Source organism: Arthrobacter sp. P1_C12_2 (assembly GCF_056406415.1).
Map to the genome: position 1 here is coordinate 1 of NZ_JBFUAF010000010.1, position 20,927 is coordinate 20,927.

Below are 20,927 nucleotides of genomic sequence, written 5' to 3' on the forward strand. Positions count from 1 at the left end.
GGAGGTTAAGCACCTGGGCCTGGGTGGAGAGATCCAGGGCACTGACGGCCTCATCGCACACCACGAGCTTCGGTTCGCAGATCAGGGCACGGGCAACGGCGATCCGCTGGCGCTGGCCGCCGGAGAACTGGCTGGGGTAGCGGTCCACCGCCTCGCGTGGCAGCCCCACGCGTTCGAGCATGGTTTCGGCCTTCTCGCGCGCCACTGCGGCGGTAACTCCACGGATCCGGAGCGGTTCCGCCAGCGAAGCACCGACACTCTGGCGCGGGTTCAGCGAGGAGTTGGGGTCCTGGAAGACCGCCCGCAGTTCACCGCCGAGGGCGCGGCGCTCTGCAGCACCGGCATGGGTGATGTCCTTACCCTGGTAGCTGATGGTGCCGCCGGCGCTCGTCTGGAGGCCAAGGATCGCCTTGCCGATAGTGGATTTCCCCGAGCCGGATTCGCCCACCAGGCCGACGGTCTCGCCGGGACGGATGGAGAAGCTGACGCCATCCACCGCTGCCGGGGCTGCTGCAGCTTTCCGGCCGCGGCCGTACCGGACCAGCAGGTCCTTGACCTCCAGCATGGGCTGCTCCGGCGCAACTGGCGCCGTGTCCTGCCGTTCTGCCGTCTCGATGCTCATGCCAGGTCCTTTTCGACGATTTTCAGTACTCGGTGAGTGGGCACTTCGGTGGCAAGCCATTCCAGGCCCTCCACCGCCAGTTCGTCCGCCTTGACGCAGCGGACCAGTCCGTCCCCCGAGCCGGAAGACAGCAGCGGCACCGGGGCGGCGCACGCGGAGCCGGCGAACTGGCACCGCGCCATGAAGCGGCAGCCGGTGGGCCAGTCCTTTGGCTGCGGAACCTGGCCGCTGATGGTGGCCAGCCGTTCAGGCATGTCCGCCGCGGTGTTGGCGTGCGGGTCGGCGGCCAGCAGCGCCAAGGTATAAGGGTGGCGGGGGTTGTCGAGAATGCTGGCGGTCCGGCCGCTTTCCACCACTTGGCCGGCGTACATCACGGCGACGTTGTCGCAGATGTCCGCCACGACGCCCAGGTCGTGCGTCACCATCACCACGGACATCCCAGTGTCCTTCACCAGGGAGCGCAGCAGCGAGAGGATTTCGGCCTGCACAGTGACGTCCAGCGCTGTGGTGGGTTCATCGGCCACCAGCACCCGGGGCCGGCCGGACAGCGCGAGGGCGATGGCAACGCGCTGAGCCATGCCGCCGCTGATCTGGTGCGGGTAGGTCTTGAGGATGCGTTTGGCGTCCACGATGCCCACCTTTTCGAGCAGGCCGAGGGCTTCGGCACCTGCCTCGGCTTTGCCCACCTTCCGCAGCCGGCGGATGGCCGCGGTGAGCTGGTAGCCCACGGTGAACATGGGGTCCAGGGCCCGCATGGGTTCCTGCGAGATCAGGGCGATGTCCCGGCCGCGGATGCCTTCCATGTCGCGCTCCGTGGCGGCGGCCAGGTTCTTGCCGTTCCACAGGATCTGACCGCCGGTGGCGGACACCCCGGCGGGCAGCAGCCCCAGCAGCGACAGCGCCGTCATGGTTTTACCGCAGCCGGACTCCCCCACCAGGCCCAGCACGGTTCCCGGTTCGACGTCGAACGAGACGCCCGTGACCAGCGGAGTTCCGCCGTCGACCCCTACGGAGAGTCCGCGGACGCTCAGTTGGCCTTTCACCGGGATGGCTCCCGTGCCGGCAGCCGAAGCCGCGGCGCCCGCTGCTGCACCTGCATCGGCAACAACACTGGCACGCTGGCGGCGCGCCGCTGCCGACGGCAGGTGCGCTGGCGTGGCATTCGGGGCCTTCGCCAGGGCATTGCCGATCGCATTGGCGGCGAGGACCGTCAGCGCCAGGACCGCGCCGGTGGGGACCATGAGCCAGGGTGCGTCGTAGACGTGCTGGGATGCGCCCTGGATCATGCCGCCCCAGCTGGGCTGCGGGATGGGCGGGCCGAAGCCGATGAACGCCAGGCCGGCCTGGATGAGCATGCCGACTGCAAAGATGAGGGCGGACTGCACCACTATGGTGTTGTTCAACCCGGGCAGCACGTGCCGCAGGCTAATGCCGAGTGTGCTCACGCCGTCCACCTTGGCGGCGTCGACATAGAGCTGTGACTGCAGCGCGGTGGCCTGGCCCAGCATCACGCGGTAGATGCCCGCCGAGATGAGCACGCCCAGGATCGCCATGACGGCGGGAATGTTCGTGCCCACGGCACCGATGACCGCCAGGATGATCACCGTGCCGGGCAAGGACATCATGACCTCGGTGACGCGGCTGATCACTCCTTCTGTCCGGTCTCCGCCGGCTGCCACCATCGCCAGGATGGTGCCGAGTCCGACGCCTACAATCACCGTGATGAGCGACGTCCCCAGGGTGCCGGCGGCCGCGGCGAAGATGCGGCTGAGGAGGTCCCGGCCGAGTTCGTCGGTGCCCAGCCAGTGGACGGCGGTGGGACCGGACAAGATGGCGGCGAAATCCTGGTCCTCGGTCTTGTACGGCAGCCACCACGGCGCCGCGAGGGAGGCAACCACCAGGGCCACCAGCCAGAGCACTCCTGCCACGGCACCGGGTGCCGCGAACAGGCGGTGGGCCGGAATCCGGGCGAACGCGGCCTTGGGAGCGGGCCCGGGACGGCGCCTGGCGGTGTTGGTCGGTGCTGCTCCGCCTGAGTCTGAATCTTCCGCATTCGCGGTGGCGGGGACGGGGGCGGGAGCGACATTGGGGATCATGAGGCACGCAACTTCGGATCGAGAAACTTGGTGGCGAGTTCCAGCACTAGGTTCACGGCCACCACCACAACGGTGGCGACCACCACCACGCCCTGCACGGACGGGGCATCGTGGGTGCTGACGGAGGTCTGGACTGCCTGGCCGAGGCCCGGCATGGCGAAGAGCTGCTCGGCGATCACGGAACCGCCGAACAGTCCGATGAACTGCAGGGCGATGCCGGCCACGATCGGCAGGCTGGCGTAGCGCAGGGCGTGGATGTAGAGGATCTTCCAGGTGGGGGTTGCCGTCGCCCGCAGGGTCCGGATATGTTCCTGCTGCAGCGCCTCCAGCATGGACGCGCGGGTCTGGCGGGCGATGAATGCCGCACCGCCCACGGCGAGGGTGATCACCGGCAGCGCCAGGGACAGGGCCCAATCCTGGGGTGAGACCTCAAAGGGGACGTAGCCGGTGGCCGGAAAGACCGAGGACTGAACGGCGAAGAGATACACGAAGATGATGCCGATCCAGAAGGCCGGCAGTGCCACGGCGAGGCCGCAGACGGCTCCGACGATCCGGTCGACCAGACCGCCGCGGACGGCGGCGGTGACGCCAAGGCCGATTCCGAGCACGGCGCTCAGGAGCGTGGCTCCGGCCGCGAGGGCCGCCGTCACCGGCAGCCTGCTGGCCAGGTCTGCGCTCACGGACCGGCCGTCGATCAGGGACACCCCGAAGTCCCCCTGCACGGCGCTGCCGAGCCAGCGGAAAAACTGGACGGCGAGCGGATCGGACCAGCCGAGCCTGACGTTGACCTCGTCAATGGCTTGCTGGGTGGCGCCGGCGCCGAGGGACACGGCTCCGGGGCTGCCCGGCATTGCGTGCACCAAGAGGAACGCCAGCACCGCGACCACCAGCACGGTGGCCAGCGCCATGAGCAGGCGCTTTGCGACGTAAATCGCCATGTTGACCTCCATTGGGCAGGGGGTGGTCAGTTGGCCGGGGCGTAGGACGAGAGCAGCGGGTAGACGTTGCTGCCGGCGAACTCCACCGCCTTTACCTTCTTGGTGTTGTAGCCCTGGTTGGTGAGGGATTCGAAGAGCGGGATCATCCAGCCGGATTCGACGAGCCGGGTGTTGAGCTTGGTCAGCGCCGCTTTCCGGGCGGCATCGTCCTTGGCGGCGGCGACCTCGCCGGTGGCGGCGCTGAGCTGATCGTCCGTGGCCTTCTGGACATTGGTGAAGCCGTTGAGGATCGCGCCGTACATCAGGCCCACCGGGTTGTCCCAGCCCAGCGGCGCGTAGCCGAGCGGGGTGGTGGCGACGGCGGCGAACGCCTCGTCTGTCGACGTCGCCATCTTGACCTGCATGGTGACGCCGACGGCGGCCAGGTCCTTCTGGACCGCCTGGAGGTCGGTCTGCGTGGTGGCGCTCGCGACGATAGTGAATTCAAAGCCGTTGGCGTAACCGGCTTCAGCCAGCAGGCTCTTGGCCTTGGCGGGGTCGTAGGCGAACCGTGAGTTCAGTGTGTCCGTGAACCCGGCTGAATCCTTGGGCAGGGCGTTCCACGCCGCGATGTCACCCTTGTGCAGGGCATCGACGAGGGCCTGCCGGTTGATGGCGTACTGGAACGCCTGGCGGACCTTTTCGCTGGCGAAGGCCGGCGACGTCTTGCCGGTCTTGTCGAAGGCCACCATGGTCTGGACCGTGCCGCCGATCTGGGAGACGCCCACACCCTTGGCCTTGACGAAGTCAACGGTGGGTGAGGTCAGCTGGGCGACGTCCACCTGACCGGAGACGATGGCGTTGGCGCGGGCCTGCGGGTCCTGGATGACGCTGAAGACGATCTTTGTGTACGGGTATTTCGCGGCGTCGGCGCTCTTGTCGTTCTTCTGCAGGACGTACTTGTTGCCCTTCACTGTGGTTCCGGAGTCCAGGGTGTACGGACCGGAGCCGTCCGGCTTGGCGGCGAGGCTGGCTGTGTCCGCGGCCCCGGCCTTGCCGACGATCATGCCGAGGGTGGAGGTCAGGTTCTTCTCGAATCCCGGCTGCGCCTTGGCGAAGGTCAGGGACACCTGGGTGGGGCTGACCACTTTCACGGACGTCACTTCCTGGGCGCCACCCTTGGCGATGGCGGAGTACGCCGAGAGGGCCGGATCCGTGCGGCGGTCGAAGTTGGCCTTCACGAGGGCGGCGTCGAGAGTGGACCCGTCCGTAAACGTCACGCCCTGCTTGAGCGTCAGCGTGAGCACCGTGTTGTCGGCGTTGTAGCTGAATCCGGTGGCCAGGCCCGGACCGACGGAGCCGTCCGGCTGGAGGGTCATGAGGTTGTCGTAGAGGCCTTCGAAGAACTGACGCTGGGCGTCGGAGACCCGCAGCGGGTCGAAACCGAAGGACGCGCTGTCGCTCTCGACGCCGATCGTGAGGGTGCTCTTGTCGACGGCGGAGGCAGCCTGGCCGGAGCCGCCGCAGGCGGTCAGCGGGCTGAGCAGAAGCGCTCCGGCCAGAACGGCCGCGCTCCGTCGTGCGGTGGAGTTCAGAAGTTTCATGTAGTGCGCCTTCGCATTCTTTCTAAGCAAACGGGGGTCAACATCCGGAGGAGCTTGGCGGCCTGTATGCCGATCGTCCGTGACCGGCTTCCGGGCCGTTGCGCCGGTGCCCCTCTCGTCAGATGGGTCTCGGTGACCGGCTCACTCAAGGATCACGGCGACGCCTCAAACGGAAACACGAGAATGTCATTGATTGGAAAAGTATTGTGGTCGGGGTCACTCCGGACGGCCCTCGAATGGACGCGCAATGTCCGCCGGAGCAGCGATGAGCCTTTCAACCAATGAAAACGGCCGCCCCTCCCCTGGCGTTGACCGCGGAGGATGGACAGTCAGCCCATGCACAGTCGCTTGGCGCTCAGATCGAAAGGAACCAGATGACCGACTCTTTTGCCTTCCCGCACGATTTCCTGTGGGGCGTCGCCACGGCAGCCCACCAGGTCGAGGGAAACAACGTCAACAGTGACTGCTGGTTCCTGGAGAGGCTCCCCGGAACAATCTTCGCCGAACCGTCCGGGGACGCCGTCGACCACTACCACCGATACCGCGAGGACATTGCGCTGATTGCCGGCCTGGGGTTCACCAGCTACCGCTTCTCGCTGGAATGGGCACGCATCGAGCCCGAGGAAGGCTACTTCTCGGTGGCGGAACTTAACCATTACCGCCGCATGCTGGAGACCTGCCACGAGTACGGGCTCACGCCCGTAGTCACCTTCCATCACTTCACTTCGCCCAGATGGCTCCTGGCGGCCGGGGGCTGGGAGGACCCACAGACCCCCGAACTCTTCGCCCGCTACTGCGACCGGGCCATGAGGCACCTCGGCGACCTCATCGGCGTCGCCTGCACCCTCAACGAGCCCAACCTCCCGTGGCTGCTCAAGGAGCTCGGCCTGGGCGGCGAGGCCCCCGAACGCAGGGCAGAGGTTCCGCTGTGGGCGGCCGCAGCAGACCGGCTCGGGATCGACGCTAGCCGCGTGGCACCCTTCCAGTTCACCGTCTCCGAGGCCGGCTTCGACATCAAGCTCGCGGCACACCAGCAGGGCCGGGCCGCCATCAAAGCAATCAGGCCGGAGCTCCCGGTCGGGTGGACCCTGGCAAACACCGACATCCAGGCAGCCGAAGGCGGCCAAGATCGGGCGGACAGGATCCGTCGAGAGGTCAACGAACGATTCCTCGTGGCGTCCCGCGACGACGACTTCGTGGGGATCCAAACGTACGGCCGGACGGTCTTCGGTCCGGACGGAGTGATGCCGGCCCCCGAGGGAGCCGCGACGAACCAGATGGGCGAGGAAATCTACCCCGAGGCCCTCGAAGCGACCATCCGGGAGGCGGCCGCCATCGCTGGCATCCCCGTCATCGTCACGGAGAACGGTCTGTCGACCGACGACGACGCCCAGCGGCTGGCCTACCTCCGCACGGCGGTAGCCGGCGTGGAGTCCTGTCTGGCCGACGGCATCGACGTCCGCGGCTACATCGCCTGGACAGCCTTCGACAACTTCGAATGGATCTTTGGCTACGGGCCGAAGTTCGGCCTCATCGCCGTCGACCGGACCACGCAGGAACGGACGCCGAAGGAGAGCGCCAAGTTCCTCGGCAACCTGGCACGGAGGAGGGTGACTGAGTCCGTTTGAACTGACGCCGGCGCAGTCGACGCCCCACCTCAACAGTGCCGCAGCCATGGAGCACCGGCTAGGAGTTTCATTGGGCGAAACACTATTGTGGTGGGGGTCACTGGCGACGAACTAGGAACGGTTTGAAATGACAGCAGTCCCGGAAAGGGATCCGGAAAGAGCCGGGCCCGCAACCCCCGCTCCCGCGCGCGGCAAGCGGCCCAAACAGGGCGAACCGGTGATCGACCGGGCCCTCAGCCTGCTCGCTGTCTTCACGGACCGCCGTCGGGCCCTGACCCTGTCCGAAATGGCGCGTTATGCGCAGATGCCCGCCCCGACGGCGTTGCGCCTCATTGCCCGGTTGGTCGCCTGGGGCGCTTTGGAACGGCTCGACGACGGCCGCTACGTTGTGGGCGTCCGGCTGTGGGAAATAGCGTCCCTCTCCCCGAGGGGCCATGGCATCCGCGAAATCGCGTTGCCCTACCTGGAGGACCTTTTCGAGGTGACGCGCCATCACGTGTTGCTGGCCGTGCGGGACAAGAACGAGGCCGTCCTGGTCGAGCGGCTCTCCTCCAAGCAGGCCACGGAAGTTGCCTACCGGGTGGGCGGCCGGCTCCCCCTGCGCTCCACGGCTGTCGGCCTGGTTCTGATGGCCGGCGCGGATGCCGCCTTCCAGGAAAAGATCCTGAAGGAACCCGCGGAGACGGAACCTGGCGTGGCTGTCATGCCGGAGGGCCAACTGCGGCGCACCCTCTCCGACGTCCACCGGACGGGAATTGCCATGATCCGCAGGTCCGCGCCCTCGCTGACCGTTTCCGTTGCGGCGCCCGTTTTTGATGCCCAGGGCGCGGTGGTGGCCGCGCTGTCGATCGTGGTTCCGGACGGGACCACCCCGCCCAACGTGCTGGCTCCGGCCGTGATGGCCACCGCGAGGGCAGTATCCCGAAACCTTGGCTACCGGGCTGCGTTGGCCGAAGACGTCCGGACCCTGTCTGACGGCTGAACTCAGCACGCCAACTGCTGAGAACGGAGCCTTGGGTGCCGGGCCTTCGCTTGCTTGCGCGACCACTTGACTTGCCCGGTGGCGGAGTCTAGGACTGGCCTTGTCCAGTCCCATCCACAAGCCTAGGAGTCGTTATGGAGACCACGCCCTACGGAATCGTGCACTATTTCCCGGGAGGCACCAAAGAACAGTACGAGGCGTCGCTTGCAGTCGTACATCCGGGCGCGGGGATCCTGCCCGAGGGCCAGATTTTCCACGCCGCCGGGGCGTCCGCGGGTGGCTGGACGATCATGGCAGTCCACGAATCGAAGGAAAGTTGGGAAAAATTCCGGGACACGATCCTCATGCCCCGGATGCAGGCAGGTATTGAGGGCGGATTCGCCGCTCCGCCCGAAGAGACGGTGATCGACCTCTACAAGGTCATGCCATAGCGCCTGGTGACGCGCCCCGGGTCACACCGGGGCTCAGGAGGTTTTCGGCCGGATCACCAGGACAGGGCACGGACAGTGGCTGGCCACTTGGGCGGAGACCGATCCGATGTGCAGTCCGGCGAAGCCGCCGTGGCCGCGGGAGCCGACGATCACCAGGTCGGCTTCCCGTGCGGCCTCAAGTAATGCCGACGCCGCCGAGTCGTTCTTGACGGTCCGTGTCACGACGTTGACACCGGTTGCGGATTTCGCAGCCTCGGCGCTGAGCGCTTCAGCCTGCTGCTCCGGGGAGTCCTCGGCCACGACTTCGCCCGCCGCGGTTTCCAGCATCGCCGGGTACCACGCCATCGGCGCCTTGTTCCAGACCGTCACGACCCGGAGTTCAGCATTGCGGTAGCGGGATTCTTCAACAGCCCAGGCCAGGGCCTCATGCGATTGCTTCGAGCCGTCAAATCCGATCACGATCACAAAGGGATCAACTTTTTTCATGGTTCCAGACTTTCACTGCCTGCTTGCGGCGCCTAGGGGCCTCTGACCCACCCGAGAAGAAACCGCCGTACTGAATTGACCGGCGCATGATCTTCAAGGCGGCTTTGCCATCTCATCCCCGAACTCCGCCGAACCGCTGCCTCACCCGGTCCGGGTGAAATTCCGGCGCCCCGCCGCGCAGTGCACCAAGGCTGCCGCGTTGTTCAGACGATGCCGCGCTTGGCGGCCGTCTTGAGCGCGTCGCGCCGGCTTACCGCCCCGAGTTTGCGGTAAATGGACCGTTCGTGGGTCTTGACCGTGTTCACGGAAATGTACAACGCCTCGGCAATTTCGGCCGCGGTCATGATGGAGCGCATATAGGAAAGGACTTCGCGTTCGCGTTCGGTCAGGTTCCAGTAGGACTGCGCACGAAGGTGGGTCTCACCCTGCGCCTCGCGCGCCATCAGCGCTGCGATGAAGGACTCGTGCGCGGTGCCCCACACAGCGTGCTGCACGAGCAGATCCGCCAATTCCTCTCTCCGCTCGGCGAAAGGACGCAGGACTGTTTCGGGCTCGGCACGGAAGAGTGCATGTTCAATACGCTCGTGTGCCGCCGCAGTATCTCCGGTTCCATGGGCCATGATCGCCTCGGTCAGGCTCAGGCAGGTGTCGATATACGAGCTACCGCGGCGATCCGACAATGACTCGGCACAGCGTTGGGAAGCAGTAATGTCCCCTTCGCGACGCAGCAACTCCGCCAGCAGCGTATCCGCCAAGGCGCCATGCCCTCCCGCGCCCAGAGGCTGGACGGCCCGCAAGGCACCGTCCCGGTCGCCCCTGGCTTCGGCGATCTTCGCCACCGCGATGGTGTCCAGGGCATTCCACGACCCGGCGTAGCGTCCCCGCCCGTGAAAGGACTCCAGCGCCGCGCTGGAGTCGGCGAGCCCGGCAAGATCGCCCGTACCGCAATCGACCAAGACCCGATAGATGGCGCTGAGCGGCCCCGTCGGGAACAGTTCGCTGCCCAATCGCTGGGCTTTGGTCAGGCAGGTCCGCGCAGCCGTCAGATCGTCATTCCAGTAACACGTAATGCCACGTGCCAGCCACGCCGGAGCCATCCGTTGCCGCGAACCCCAACCGAGCGCCTCTCCCCGCTCCAACGACGACGTGGCAAGTTCGTCGGCGCTCACGAGGTTACCGGCGATGGCGTGCGCCAAGGCGAGTTCGGCCTGGGCGCAGATTTCTACCACTTCCAGCTGTTCCGGGGTGCCTGTGGCTCCCGTTGCCTGGAGCAGCGCCGTCGCGAGTTCGCCGGTGCGGTGCAGCCGAAACTCCGCCTGGGCCAGCAGGAAGAGTCCTGTCGAGAAGGAGCCGGAACGGCCATCTCCGGAAATGTCCGTCGTGGACCGGTCATCGTCCGCCTCGGTGCGCAGATCCGGCCGGCCGTCGGCAGGCAGCGGCTCGTAGAGTGCCCGGTAACTGTCCAGCCTCCGGCGTCGAATCGCGTCCAGCACGAAGGTCCGCGACAGCGCCCGGTCGGTGAGCTCGGACGCCGCGGTGCTGTCGCCGGAAAGGTCACGGCAGACCGATCGGATCATCAGGATCTCCGGATCCTCGCCCCACGGTGCGGGCAGGTCCAGGCACAGCCGTTCGAGGGTCTGCACATCGTTTCCGAGCAGGAACTCGAGCCAATGGGCGCCGAGGGAAATCACAGCCTGCCGGGGCGCGCGCCCTTGCAGCGCCTGGGCGACGCTTTCGACGACGTCGGCGTCCTGGTAATACCGCGCCGCCACGCGGTGCAGGCGCTCGGCGAGCAGCGGGTCGCGACGCTGCAGGATCCGGCGGCACTGCGCCGCGAAGAGGGAATGCCACCGGAACATGGATTCTCCGGCACGGTATTCGTGCTCCTCTATGAAGAGCCCGTTGCGGAGGCATTCCTCAAGCAGCACGCCGCCGTGGGGACGGCCTTCGAGCTCGACGGCGAGCCGGCGTCCGAGCCAGTCGCTGGTAGTGGCCCGCAGGATGAACTCGGCCAGCGAGGGTTCGATCTGGTCGAGGATTTCTTCGGCAACGTAGTCCGCGAGCGGGACGTGCGTAGGCGCGGAGCCTGGCGTTGCAAGCGGCGCGTTGCGGGACTGCGCCAACGAGACGAGGCTGGCGTGGACGGCCACAGGCCAGCCGGCGGTCATCTTCCAGAGCGACCCGGCGTCGAACGATTGATCTTGACCGAGCGCACCGGCGAACTGGGCAACTTCCTCGCGCGTGAAGGCAAGTTCGGCGGCGCGAAGTTCACCCAGTCCCTCGCCGTACCGGAACCTTTCGAGCTGGATGGACGTATGGCCACGGCCCGAGAGGACCAGCCGCAGCGAGGGGGGCGCCGACGCGGCGAGCACGCCGACGATTCCGTTCGCCAGCCCCGGTCCGGCCAAGTGGACGTCGTCGATCACCAGGACAATCGGCTCGGTGAGGTGCTCGAGTGCCCCGAGGAGAAGGTCGTAGGAGGCCGCCCGGTCGTGGGCAAGGCTCGGGTCAAGAGCCAGGAGGGCGTCGGTCCCGGGCAGCGGCAGCTTGCTGGCCGCCGATTGGATCGCCCCGACGACGCCGTGAAACAGCCTCGCGGGCTGCGTGTCGAACCGGTCCAGCGACAGCCAGGCGCAGGGCAGATCGCACTTGCGGACCCAATCACCCAAGAACGTGGACTTGCCATACCCGGCCGGGGCCGCGACGAGAGTCAGGCGATGCGAATCGGCGGCCGCGGACAAGGCGCTTTCCAGACGTGGACGCTCCAACGCTCCGAGGCCGCGCACAGGTGGGCGGATCTTGAACTGTGGACCCGGAACCCATTCGGCGTTTAGCATATCTCTCACATTCCACATGCTAGGTGGGCGCAAAAGGGCACCAACAGGGCGCAAAGACCCCTTGTGCGCCACTCCGTAGCGCGGCAAAACGGCGATTTTGGCGACCCGAATGCGGCACGGCACGAATTGCAGACCCGGCGGTATCATCAGTCATGCCTTCGAAGCACGGCAGCCCGACAGACCCGATTTTCCTTCATGACCTCGACAAGGCCGGCCGAAGGCGGGTCATTATTTTCGCGATCGCGCGTCTGGTCGCATTTTCGGTTGTGGTCCTCTCCCTGTATTTCGTTGTTCCCGTGGGGGGATTCAATGACGCCGATCCCGCGGGCGCCTGGATCCGCCTGGCGGGTGTTGTACTGGTTTTTTTCGCAGCCTTGGCGATTCAATTGCGGCTGATACTGGTGGCGCATATCCCGAGAGTCCGGGCGGCCGCGGCTGTCGCCGAGACCCTGTTGATGTTTCTGTGTCTCTTCGCGCTGCTGTACACATCAATGTCGATCACGTCCGCTACGTCGTTTAGCGAGCCCCTGAGCCGAACGGACGCCCTCTACTTCACCACTTCCACGTTTGCCACGGTCGGGTTCGGGGACATTACTCCGGTAAGCCAACTGGCGAGGGCGGTGGTGTCCGTCCAAATGATTGCCGATCTCGGGGCCCTTCTGCTGATCGCGAAGGTGGCATTCTTCGCAGCCGGGCAGCGTCTGGGCAGCGAATCCTGAACCAGCCGCCGTCATCACCCGAAACGGATGAAAACGTGCCGGCCGGCCAAATAGTTTGCGGGATATGAAGGAGCGGGCACACGCCCTCCTTGGCAGTGCCGGGATCGGTCCGTCGATCTGCACGTCCGACGCGCGGGTCCACCCCGTAGCGGCGTCCGTGGCGGGCGTTTCCACGGCGTGACAGATCACCCTGTGTGGGTGGGGCTGGACCGGCGTGCCGAGTGAACAATGAAAATAGCCGTGAATGCCCAGCCGCGGAACAAAAAGCTAAGGCGGATCCCCTCATGTCGCTGAACGATCAGCCCGTTGGCCCCGCTAGCCCGGAACAGGAAGAAATCCTGCGGTTACGGGCCGAGGTTGCCCGACTCCAGCAGGAACAGGACGCTGCCCGCAAGGCTCCCCCGAGGCAATCTGTAAGGCATCCGGGGCTGGCTCGACGCATTGTTGCAATCGTGCTGGTGGTTCTCACTGGCCTGTTGGCATTCGCGACCGTTCCGGCCCTATACCTACGCAGCGAAGTCATCGACACCGACCGCTACGTGGCCACTGTCGCACCGTTGGCCTCCGACCCTGCGATCCAGGCCGAAATCGCCGACAAGGTCACCCAACAGATCACCGACGCTGTGGACTTTCAGACCATCACACGGGATGCATTGAACGAGCTCAGCAAAAGTGCGCCCCGCGTAGCGGCCGTGATTACCGGGCTGGCGCCGATGATTGCGGAGCAGACCAAGACGCTGATCCATACCGCCGTTGCCAGATTCGTGGCGACGCCGCAGTTCCAGGACCTTTGGATCCAGGTGAACCGGGTCGCGCACCAGGGGTTGGTCAACCTTGCCACGGGAAGCACGGGAGGCGCCGTCAGTATTGACGAGAACGGCACCGTGTCGATTTCCACGAAAGAGATCATTGCCCGGGTCAAGACTCTCCTTGTCCAACAAGGGGTGGACATCGCCTCGAGGATCCCGGAAGTTGACGCGCAGATCGCCCTGTTCCAGTCTCCGGAACTGGTCCGTGCCACGGAAACCATCCGGACACTGGATCGACTCGGCCCAATATTGGCTTGGCTGACGCTGCTTAGCGCCGTGGGTGCCATTGCCGTTGCCCCCCGGGGCCGGAGACGGAGCACGACGAGCGGCGTCGGCTTGGCAGTGGCGGTGTCGATGGCGGTGCTGGCGCTGTGCCTTGTGATCGGGCGTAGCTACGTCCTGAACTCGATTCCGTCGAGTGCCGTCTCCCCCGCGGCGGCCGAAAGCCTGGTCGAGGCAATGCTGGTACCGCTGCGCAACACCCTGCGCCTTGTCTTCGTCGTCGGACTACTGATTGCCCTGGCAGCCTTCCTGAGCGGCCACTCGCGTCCTGCCGAGTATGTCCGGCACGGCTTGGCGACTGCGGGCGACTACATCACCGGCAAGATCGGCGGCGGCCAGGCCAAGCCATGGCAGCTCTGGCTGGCTCGCTACCGGCGGATCATCGAAGCCACCGTCGTCGGAATCGCCGTGCTGGTGCTGATCTTTTGGCAGGATCCGACGGCGGCCGTCGCCATATGGACGGCCGTCCTGGCCCTGCTTGTCATTCTCGTGGTCGAACTGCTGTGCAGGCCGGCCGTAGCCGGCGTGCCGGGCGTCGAGGAGCCCGGCGGCGAGTCTGGTGCCGAGCCCGGGGGTGAGTCTGGTGTCCAGTCCGGCGGTGAGTCCGTCACTGCGGGCGGCCCTCCCGATGACACGTATCCCACGACTCCCATCCCCCGCTTGCCCGACTCCGGAGGGACTGGCGCCTGAGGTGACGGCCCGGCGGGGACCGCCGGCCACGCGCCGGGCAGCAGGCGCTAAGTGGCAGCCGGCACTTATGGGGCAGCCGCAGCCGGCACTAGGGAGCGGTCGGCGAGAAGTCGAACAGGTCTTCCCCGCCGCCGTGCACCACCACGCAGGTAGCCTCGGGTATTTCCCGCCACGCCCCGCGCAGGTCCCCCAGCGGTTCGGAGACGACCAGGCGCGCGTTGTCCGCCAGGTCATGAAGCAACGGGTTGTCCGGGTATTGGGCGCGAAGGGTCGCGATGTCGGTGCTGTGGAAAAGCGATCGCGACCGGCCTTCGCTGGAGTAGCGGAACGCCCAGGTGGTGTCGCCGTCGGTGGTTGCCACAGTCATCTGAAGCGGAAAATCGATGCCGTGGCGCCGGCCGACCTCTTCAATGAGCCCCACCGCGGCAGCGACCGCAGCGCGCGGGTCCTGCTCCAGACCGAAGGTGAGCGCGAGGAAGAAGAACAGCTCCGAGTCTGTGGCTCCCTCGATCAGCGGAAAGAGCGAGGGCTCGACGGCGAAGGCCAAGTCGCGCTTCATGGTCGGAAAATCCGTGAGGAGCCCGTTGTGCATCCACAGCCAGCGGTTGTGACGGAACGGATGGCAGTTGGTCTGTTGGACTGCCGAGCCGGTCGTGGCACGGATGTGCGCGAAGACGCGGCCGGACGATGCCTGGGCGGACAATTCGCGGAGGTTGCGGTCGTGCCAGGCCGGCTCCGTGCTGTGGAACACCCCGGGGGTCGGTGCTGAACCATACCAGCCCACGCCGAAGCCGTCGCCGTTGGTGGTCGTGGCTCCCAGGCGTGAGTGTTTGCTCTGCATCACGAGCGAGTTGGTGGGTTTGTACAACAGCTCCTCCAGTAGCACCGGCGAACCCGAATACGCTAGCCAACGGCACATGGCATCCTCCCTCTGTTCTGGACAGCAGTCCATCACGGCGGCGGAGCGGGCACATCATCACCCCGGGGTGATTCGGGCAGCTGGGTGGTGGTGGAAATTGGGTCCCCCAACGCACGACAGTCCCCCCACCGCGTCCCCGCTGGTCAGCGGCCCGCCGGGCGCGGAGAGCAGCGCCCAAGGATCACCCCCGGCGGGTGACGCGCATGCGGGCCCCTCACCCAACACTGGTGGTACCTGCCAGTGATTGGGCTGCCAGGCGAAAGCCTATGGAGAGGTGCCTCCAATGTCGAAACCACAAGCAGTCCTCGCGCGAATGATCGCGCTCGGGGCGGCGGTCGCGCTGCTCGCCGGCTGCAGCACCTCGGGCCCTAGCAGCAGCCCCAGCGCGAGCCCGACGGCAAGCGTTTCACCGGTCTGCGCTGCCTCCGATGCGTTCTCCGCATCGCTGACGAATTTCAAGGACACGCTGAAGCCAGGTGCCACGGTGGCGCAGATCCAGTCGGCCCGGGATCAGGTCAAGAAAGCCTATGACGATCTCCTCGCGGCGGCCGGTGACGCGGCCCAAGCACGGGTCGATGCCGTCAAGACTGCGCAACAGAAGTTTGCTGCCGCAGTCAACGCCGTTCCCGACACCGCCACCCTGACCCAGGCAGTCGACTCCCTGCGGGACGAAGCCGCAAACGTGCAGGCCGCCGTCAGCGACCTCTCGAATGAAGCCAAGTGCTAGGACGGCCGCCCGAAACTCGGACATTTGATCTCATCCCCCGCCCAGAGCCTCGTCCACAAACAACGCTCGCCAAATGAAAGTAGGGAAGCCAAAATGAGTTTCTTCGAGAACTTTTGGGATTTTATCTGGTGGCTGTTCATCTTCTATGCGTTCTTCGCCTTCCTTTGGGCGTTGTTCATGGTGATCGGCGACCTCTTTCGTGACCACGAACTCAGCGGATGGTGGAAGGCCGTCTGGATCCTCTTCCTGGTCTTTGTACCGCTCCTGTCCGTGCTGGCGTACATGATTGCGCGCGGCAAGGGAATGGCGGAGCGGTCAATGGAGCGGGCCCGCCAGAGCCAGGCTGAAACAGATGCCTACATTCGCCAAGTGGCCACAACGAGCCCGACCGAGGAGATCGCCAAGGCCAAGGCGCTCATGGACGCTGGAACCATCACTCCGGAGGAGTTCAACCGGATTAAGAGCAAAGCAGTCGTCTGACTCAGATTGGGGATCCCTAGTAGCCGGGGAACAAGCCACAATGAACTCACTACACAGCACTTTTCCCCGCCTCTAAGGTGGAACCAGGCTGAAGCAAGGAGGGCTCAATGGAGCCGGCATCATCGGAATCCGATCCACGTCCGGCCCTCCCCCGCAGCGTAACCATCCTGCTCGCCCTAGCTGGCGCGACCGTCGTGACTTTCGGCCTTGGTGCGATACGGGGAATTGTCACCCCGGTGTTCTTTGCGTTCGTGCTCACGCTGTGTGTCCATCCCATCCGCCGCTGGATGCAGGCTCGAGGAATTTCCCGGGGACTTGCCACTGGGACTACAATCGCGGCCGTCTTCGGGTTGCTGACCGCCTTTGCTGTAGTCTTCATTGCCTCGCTCGCCCAGTTCTCCGCGCTGCTGCCGCAATACGCCCCCCAAATGGCGCAGCTCGGCGCCACGATTGCCAGCTCGCTGGAATCTTTGGGCTTTGGCCCTGAGCAAGCCCAGGAAGTCCTGAACGGGGTTACTCCGGGAGGTATCCTGGGGTTCCTCGGCGGCCTCCTGGGGAGCATCGCGAGCCTGGTGGCCAGCCTCGTGATCATTTTGACAATGCTCATCCTCATGGCAATGGACGGCTCGCGCGTACCGGTGATCCTGACCCATCTGAACTACCACCGGCCGGCACTGGTCGCCGCTCTTGACGGCTACGGAACCGGCGTGCGCCGCTATATGGTCGCCACCACGGTCCTGGGGCTCGCCCAAGGCTTGTTCAACTGGCTGTTCCTGGTCATCCTTCAAGTCCCCGGGGCACTGCTCTGGGGATTGCTGTCCTTCATCTGCAGCTTCATCCCCAACATTGGCTACTTCATCGCGATCATCCCGCCGCTCTTCTTTGGATTCCTCACCGGTGGCTGGCCGACCGTCGTGACCATCATCGTCATCTATGGCGGGATCAACAGCGTCATTCAGTCCATCATTCAACCGAAGTACGTGGGCAACGCTGTGTCGCTCAGCGAGACTCTGACCTTCATCTCCGTCCTCTTCTGGGCCGTGGTCCTGGGTCCGACCGGTGCCATCCTCGCCGTCCCCCTGACGCTCTTCGTTCGCGCCATCCTGCTCGATTCCGATCCTAAGATCGCGTGGTGGCGGCCAATGACGGGCGATCAGAAGGATGTGGCACAGCTCCTCAAGCAAGAGGACGAGGCGATCCGCGCCCGCCGCGGACGGCCGCGACCAGGCCGTCCCGACACCAGCAGCGCACCGAAGGCATGACGTGCCGCCAGGGTGCTGCCCGAGGCAGGTGAGAGCCGCATGATGAGCACCATCACCAGCCTGGTGCTCTTCGCCCTCGCCGGGGCGATGAGCACCGTGCCTGTCAGTGTGACGATCATGATTCTGCTCTCGCCAAATCCACGCCGCGGCGCCCTTCCCTTCCTGATCGGCAGCCTTGCGGGTTCGATTGTGCTCGTGGGCCTGTCGGCGGTCGGGCTGCAATTCTTGCCCGTCAGGCCGCGCCTGCGCAAGGACGAATTAGTGGCCCAGTTTGCCATTGTGATCGGTGCACTTCTGATTGCGTACTCCGTGTACCTCCTCCTGAGCAAGAGCACGCAGGAGAACGCCATGCTTGGCAAATTGAAGTCACGGTTCCACTCCGCCCCGCCCTGGGAATTCGTCGTCCTGGGCTTGGGCTTGAACCTTCGTCCCAAGGCAATCCTGCTGGCCGTCACGGCAGGTGCCGTGATCGGTGTCCAGGAACTGCCGCCGCTGGAAGGGAGCCTGCTGGTCCTCGCCTACGCCGCCGTGGCCCAGTCCGCCGTCGTCGTTCCGGTCGTCATGTGGCTGCACTCTCCGGAGCGCGCCCAAGCGCCCTTGACCGCCCTCTACGACTGGCTGCAGCGCCACGGACGCAAGATAGCGGCGATCGTCACCCTGGCGATCGGGCTCTTGATCGTCGGCTACAGCCTCCTGCAACTCTGACCGGAGGCGCCGCGCAGATCAGGCCCAAGTCGCGGCCGTCGGGAGGCTCAGCCCAGGACCACGCCTTCGCCCCCGGAGGGCTTGGGATCGGGAAGCCGCATCATGCGGAAGGAGATGAGCAGGCCAGTGATGCTGGCGAGTATCGGAATGAGCAGGCCTATCTGCAAGGCGATCGGCCGGGCCTCGGTGTTGATCCGGATGATCTCGTCCTGGATCGCCGGCGGCTGACCGGCGAGGAGTTCAGCAAGCGCGGTGTTACTCATTATTTGCGCGTCTTCTTCAAGGACCTGCGCAACCTGCTGCTGCTCGGCGGGCGGGAGCACGGTGCTCGACGTTGCCAGGCTGGTGAAGATGATCGAGAGCGAGGCAAGCATGATCGCTCCCGCAAACGCAAGCCCGAAAGAGAGTCCGAACGAGCCCGCTGCCGAGTTCAYGCCGGCGGCCTCACTGACGCGTTCGTCCGAGATCGGGGACAAGGTGTAGTTGTTCAACTGCGATACCAACAGCCCCAGACCGCAGCCGGCAATGACCAGCGGGATCAGGAGCCACCAACCGGAGTCCGCGCGGGGCACGACCGGCAGGATCGCGAGCAGTCCCACCATCAGAAGGATGAAGCCCCACCGGATGATGCTGGCCGGGCGTCGCGCCCCCGCCCTCCGGCCAGCGAGCATGGCGATACCGAACATACTGAGCGAGAGCGGCGAAATGGACAACCCTGCCTGCAGGGCGTTGTATTCAAGCACCATCTGAAGGTAGATCGGCAGCACGATCATGGTGCCGCCGAGGGCAATCTGCTGAAGCATTTGCTGCGTGGCGCCCAGCCGGAAGGCATGTAACCGGAGAAGCCCCGGGTCCAGGAGCGTCGGCTTGTTAAGACGCTCGCGCCGCACGAGCCAATAGAACAGACTGACAAGGCCGGCGGCGCCGATGATGATGAGGGCGCCAACAGCCTCGCCGCCCTCCTGCCAGACCAGGATGCCGAGGACGACGCCGCCCATGCCCACGACGGAAAGGATCGAACCAACGACGTCGAACTCCCGTGGCCCCGTGTACGGCACATCCTTAACGAGCTTGATTCCGGACAATACGACCGCGATGATGACGGCTTCCAGCAGGAAGGCCACGCGCCAGGAGAGGAACGTGGTGATGAAACCGCCGATCAGGGGTCCGACGGCGGCGGCGATCGCCGCAGATGCCCCTACGACGGCATAGACCCGCTTCCGGGCCGCTCCGTCGAAGTTGCCGTGGATCAGGGACTGCATGGCCGGAAGCAGGAGCGAAGCGCCCAGGCCGCCAATCAATGCCCAGAAGATGAGGATCGGCACAATGCTCTGGGCCAGCGTCATCGCGATGGCGCCCATGGCATAGGCGCAGAGGCCAAGGATATAGGCGCGTTTACGCCCGATCAGGTCGCCCACTTTGCCGCCGATCAGGATGAAGGCGGCCGACACCAGCGCTTCGAGCGCGATTGTCGCTTGAAGGTCGCTGACGGTGCTATCGATGTCCTTGACCACCGCGGAGATCGAGACGTTCATGATCGACGTGTCGACGACCAGCACAAACATGGCCATCGCCAGCAGCAGCGCGAGTTTCTGGTTGAATTGCACCGGTTCGTTCCCGGCGTCGTTAGTGCCGGCGTCGTTAGTGCCGGCGTCGTCAGTGCCGGCGTCGTCAGGAGAGGTCATCGCGGGCCACCTCTCACGCTCGTTGCCTCGTTCGGGTCCACCACACAACCGGACATGTCGCCTCCTCTGGAGTAGACCGGGCAGTTCACGCTTGGGCATGGTCCTGCAGGCGCATCCCACCAGAGCCCACCGTAATGTGATGCTGCTGCAAAGTTAGCTGTCCGGCGTCAAGACCGAATCATGCCCAGCGGGTGAGGTTTCGGCCCCCTCCGCCGGGGACGAGGCGGGGCTGCGCTCCGGTCCTGCCCGGGATGGCCTAACGTAGAAGGCTGCCGGGGTTTCGTTGCCGGACAGACTTTCACCCCCCACCGCCAGAGCTTGACCCGGAGGAAATCCCAGATGCTAGAACAACTGGCGGCCTTTGTGCTGACCTGCCTCGTTGTGGTCCTGGTGCCCGGCCCCGACTTTGCGCTCGTCCTCAGGAATGCGGCCCGCGGCCCTCGAGCGGCGGCAACAGCCGTGGCCGGAATCATGGTGGGCAACACAATTCTTGCCGCGCTGGCCGTGCTCGGCGTCACGGCGCTGCTGGGGGCCTCGGAGGCCATTGGGACCGGAATCCGGATCGCCGGGGCCGCGTACCTGCTTTACCTTGGTGCCCGGGCGCTCGCAGAGGCATTCGCCAGAAATCCCAAACCCAGCCAACCCCCGGCGCTGGCGGCAGGACGCCAGCGTGGCGGGAATTCGCCTTTCGTGCAGGGAATGGTGAGCAACTTGCTTAACCCGAAGGTCGCCGTCTTCTACTTGTCCCTGTTCCCGCAATTCAATCTCGCCCCGTTGCCGCCCCTCGCCCAGCACGCCTTGATGGCTTGCATTTTTCTCGTGATCGCGTTGGCCTGGTACGTGCTCGTGCTCAGCGCGCTCAAGAAGGTCACCGGCTTCCTCGCACGGCCCCGAACCAGCCGGATCGTCGTCGGGGGTTCAGGCGCTGTCCTGGCCGGAGTTGGCGGAACGATCCTGACACAGACGCTGGTCTCCGCCTAGCTGCCCGAGCAAGCCCAGGTGCGGCGTTGGACGTGTCTGGACTCCGAAGCAACCCGGGAGCGTTG

The 20,927-nt window shown here is 65.6% G+C and carries 18 protein-coding genes; 10 read left to right on the plus strand and 8 right to left on the minus strand.

Translation table 11 applies throughout. The annotated features are described in order from the left end of the window. The 4 genes from AC1DZQ_RS12115 to AC1DZQ_RS12130 all read right to left on the minus strand — a co-directional run. A partial coding sequence (locus AC1DZQ_RS12115) for an ATP-binding cassette domain-containing protein (RefSeq protein WP_476963750.1) occupies nucleotides 1-622 on the minus strand: 622 nt, incomplete at its 3' end. Continuing rightward, a complete protein-coding gene (locus AC1DZQ_RS12120) occupies nucleotides 619-2,718 on the minus strand; it encodes a dipeptide/oligopeptide/nickel ABC transporter permease/ATP-binding protein (RefSeq protein ID WP_476963751.1) in 2,100 nt (699 codons plus the stop codon). The genes AC1DZQ_RS12115 and AC1DZQ_RS12120, both read right to left, overlap by 4 nt. Next, the gene (locus AC1DZQ_RS12125; RefSeq protein ID WP_476963752.1) at nucleotides 2,715-3,668 is read right to left on the minus strand and encodes an ABC transporter permease; all 954 of its coding nucleotides are present in this window, start codon (nucleotides 3,666-3,668) and stop codon (nucleotides 2,715-2,717) included. The genes AC1DZQ_RS12120 and AC1DZQ_RS12125 overlap by 4 nt, the downstream gene beginning before the upstream one ends. Nucleotides 3,669-3,682: 14 nt before the next feature. Further along, entirely contained in the window at nucleotides 3,683-5,239 is a 1,557-nt protein-coding gene (locus tag AC1DZQ_RS12130) for an ABC transporter substrate-binding protein (RefSeq protein ID WP_476963753.1), read from the minus strand. Nucleotides 5,240-5,613: 374 nt separating this feature from the next. Between AC1DZQ_RS12130 and AC1DZQ_RS12135 the strand changes: the two genes are divergently transcribed. From AC1DZQ_RS12135 to AC1DZQ_RS12145, 3 genes are all read left to right on the plus strand, one after another. Further along, nucleotides 5,614-6,867, plus strand: a complete 1,254-nt coding sequence (locus tag AC1DZQ_RS12135; protein WP_476963754.1) for a glycoside hydrolase family 1 protein — start codon at nucleotides 5,614-5,616, stop codon at nucleotides 6,865-6,867. Nucleotides 6,868-6,994: 127 nt separating this feature from the next. Continuing rightward, nucleotides 6,995-7,849 (plus strand): IclR family transcriptional regulator, encoded by an 855-nt coding sequence (locus tag AC1DZQ_RS12140; protein ID WP_476963755.1) that lies wholly within the window; start codon nucleotides 6,995-6,997, stop codon nucleotides 7,847-7,849. A 134-nt stretch (nucleotides 7,850-7,983) separates the two neighbouring features. Further along, entirely contained in the window at nucleotides 7,984-8,280 is a 297-nt protein-coding gene (locus tag AC1DZQ_RS12145; RefSeq protein WP_476963756.1) for a hypothetical protein, read from the plus strand. 33 nt (nucleotides 8,281-8,313) lie between these two features. Here AC1DZQ_RS12145 and AC1DZQ_RS12150 read toward each other — a convergent pair whose 3' ends face one another. Next, the gene (locus tag AC1DZQ_RS12150; RefSeq protein ID WP_476963757.1) at nucleotides 8,314-8,766 is read right to left on the minus strand and encodes a universal stress protein; all 453 of its coding nucleotides are present in this window, start codon (nucleotides 8,764-8,766) and stop codon (nucleotides 8,314-8,316) included. Nucleotides 8,767-8,969: 203 nt separating this feature from the next. Then, a complete protein-coding gene (locus tag AC1DZQ_RS12155; protein ID WP_476963900.1) occupies nucleotides 8,970-11,603 on the minus strand; it encodes a helix-turn-helix transcriptional regulator in 2,634 nt (877 codons plus the stop codon). 152 nt (nucleotides 11,604-11,755) lie between these two features. Between AC1DZQ_RS12155 and AC1DZQ_RS12160 the strand changes: the two genes are divergently transcribed. Beyond that, nucleotides 11,756-12,322, plus strand: coding sequence for an ion channel (locus AC1DZQ_RS12160; protein ID WP_476963758.1), 567 nt, complete (start codon nucleotides 11,756-11,758; stop codon nucleotides 12,320-12,322). Nucleotides 12,323-12,606: 284 nt separating this feature from the next. Next, nucleotides 12,607-14,103 (plus strand): hypothetical protein, encoded by a 1,497-nt coding sequence (locus AC1DZQ_RS12165; protein WP_476963759.1) that lies wholly within the window; start codon nucleotides 12,607-12,609, stop codon nucleotides 14,101-14,103. An 88-nt stretch (nucleotides 14,104-14,191) separates the two neighbouring features. Here AC1DZQ_RS12165 and AC1DZQ_RS12170 read toward each other — a convergent pair whose 3' ends face one another. Continuing rightward, a complete protein-coding gene (locus AC1DZQ_RS12170; RefSeq protein ID WP_476963760.1) occupies nucleotides 14,192-15,022 on the minus strand; it encodes a class II glutamine amidotransferase in 831 nt (276 codons plus the stop codon). 283 nt (nucleotides 15,023-15,305) lie between these two features. On the opposite strand from AC1DZQ_RS12170, the gene AC1DZQ_RS12175 reads away from it, so the two are divergent. The 4 genes from AC1DZQ_RS12175 (at nucleotide 15,306) to AC1DZQ_RS12190 (ending at nucleotide 18,196) form a co-directional block, all read left to right on the plus strand. Then, on the plus strand, nucleotides 15,306-15,749 hold the full coding sequence (locus AC1DZQ_RS12175) for a hypothetical protein (RefSeq protein ID WP_476963761.1): 444 nt from the start codon (nucleotides 15,306-15,308) through the stop codon (nucleotides 15,747-15,749). A 93-nt stretch (nucleotides 15,750-15,842) separates the two neighbouring features. After that, nucleotides 15,843-16,229, plus strand: coding sequence for a PLDc N-terminal domain-containing protein (locus AC1DZQ_RS12180; RefSeq protein ID WP_476963762.1), 387 nt, complete (start codon nucleotides 15,843-15,845; stop codon nucleotides 16,227-16,229). A 107-nt stretch (nucleotides 16,230-16,336) separates the two neighbouring features. Then, a complete protein-coding gene (locus tag AC1DZQ_RS12185) occupies nucleotides 16,337-17,491 on the plus strand; it encodes an AI-2E family transporter (RefSeq protein ID WP_476963763.1) in 1,155 nt (384 codons plus the stop codon). A 39-nt stretch (nucleotides 17,492-17,530) separates the two neighbouring features. Continuing rightward, entirely contained in the window at nucleotides 17,531-18,196 is a 666-nt protein-coding gene (locus tag AC1DZQ_RS12190) for a GAP family protein (protein WP_476963764.1), read from the plus strand. Between the two features lie 47 nt (nucleotides 18,197-18,243). On the opposite strand, the gene AC1DZQ_RS12195 is transcribed toward AC1DZQ_RS12190, so the two are convergent. Continuing rightward, on the minus strand, nucleotides 18,244-19,881 hold the full coding sequence (locus AC1DZQ_RS12195; protein ID WP_476963765.1) for an MFS transporter: 1,638 nt from the start codon (nucleotides 19,879-19,881) through the stop codon (nucleotides 18,244-18,246). A 339-nt stretch (nucleotides 19,882-20,220) separates the two neighbouring features. Between AC1DZQ_RS12195 and AC1DZQ_RS12200 the strand changes: the two genes are divergently transcribed. Next, nucleotides 20,221-20,862, plus strand: coding sequence for a LysE family translocator (locus tag AC1DZQ_RS12200; protein WP_476963766.1), 642 nt, complete (start codon nucleotides 20,221-20,223; stop codon nucleotides 20,860-20,862). Nucleotides 20,863-20,927 lie beyond the last annotated feature (65 nt).